1 protein-coding gene and 1 pseudogene are annotated in these 1,423 nt (G+C 74.6%); both read left to right on the forward strand.

Features of this window, described 5'->3' with window-relative positions; translation table 11 throughout:
• A pseudogene (locus FNQ90_RS23120) lies at positions 1-209 on the forward strand (NADH-quinone oxidoreductase subunit N); the annotation flags it as partial.
• A gap of 360 nt (positions 210-569) precedes the next feature.
• Positions 570-1,423 (forward strand): zinc metalloprotease HtpX (htpX, locus tag FNQ90_RS23125; RefSeq protein WP_182608125.1); only part of this gene is annotated, 854 nt, incomplete at its 3' end.

The raw sequence follows: 1,423 nt of genomic DNA on the forward strand, positions 1-1,423 counted from the left end.
GGGCGGGGCAGCCCGGTGACGCGGGGGCGGTCCCGGCGGTCGGGCCGGCCACCGCCGGCGCCCGGCCGTCGACCGCGAGCGCCCCGCCCGACGCCACCGCCGTTCCGCTGCCGCTCTCCGTCGCGGTGGGCCTGGCCGCCGGCATCGCGTTGGTCCTCTCCGGCTGGCCGCAGCTCATCCTTCGCCTGGCCTCCGGCACCTTCCTCTGAGGTCCCGGCGGGCCCGGTGCCGGGCCCGGGCGTCCTCGGCCCGACCGGCGCCGGTTCCGGGACGCGTCCCGCCCGGGCGTGCCGGGCCGCGTCGGGCCGTGGTCGCGCAGCCGCGTGTGGGGTTCCGGTGACCCGGGGGGTGTGGCGTCGGCCGAACGCCGCCCCCGACCACGCGGGCGTCGGGCGTCGAGGGGTCGGCCCCCGACGGGGACGTGACACGCGTCGCGCCCCGTGACCGGCCGGGAACCGCTGGTCGGCCTGTCGCGTTGTGAACTTCGGGAACGTCCGTCAACGCCGGACCAATCCCCACGACCCGGACCGAAGGAGTCCCCCGAACGGCACCATCCCGGAGGGAACACCGTGCACCGCCGGCACAACGGACTGAAGACGGCCGCCCTGCTCGGCGGCATGTCGGCGCTGATCCTGCTGATCGGCGCCTTCTTCGGTCGCACCGGGCTGATCATCGCCCTGGTGGTCGCCCTGGCCACCAACGGATACGCCTACTGGAACAGCGACAAGCTCGCCCTGCGCTCCATGCGGGCCCGACCGGTGAGCGAGTTCGAGGCACCCGAGCTGTACCGCATGGTCCGCGAGCTGGCGGGCCGAGCCCGGCAGCCCATGCCCCGGCTGTACATCTCCCCGACCGACGCCCCCAACGCCTTCGCCACCGGCCGCAACCCGCGCAACGCCGCCGTCTGCTGCACCGACGGCATCCTGCGGCTCCTGAACGAACGGGAGCTGCGCGGGGTGATCGGCCACGAACTGAGCCACGTCTACAACCGCGACATCCTCATATCCTCCGTGGCCGGCGCGATGGCCTCGGTGATCATGTTCCTGGTGCAGTTCGCCTGGCTGCTGCCGGGCCGCTCCGGCCGGGGCCCCGGCATCCTCGGAATGCTGCTGATCGGTCTCCTCGGGCCGTTCGCCGCGACCCTGATCCGGCTGGCGGTCAGCCGCTCGCGGGAGTACGAGGCGGACGCCTCGGGGGCCGAGCTGACCGGTGACCCGGAGGCACTGGCGAGCGCCCTGCGCAAGCTGGAGGCCGGTACGCAGGCGCTGCCCCTGCCACCCGAGCCGAAGCTCGAGGCGACGAGCCACATGATGATCGCCAACCCCTTCCGGCGCGGCGACGGCATGTCGAAGCTCTTCGCCACCCACCCGCCGATGGCCGAGCGGATCGCCCGCCTGGAGCGGATGGCGGGCGGCTGGGGTGG

The sequence above is a fragment of the Streptomyces alkaliphilus genome (assembly GCF_014141535.1).
Lineage (GTDB): Bacteria > Actinomycetota > Actinomycetes > Streptomycetales > Streptomycetaceae > Streptomyces > Streptomyces alkaliphilus.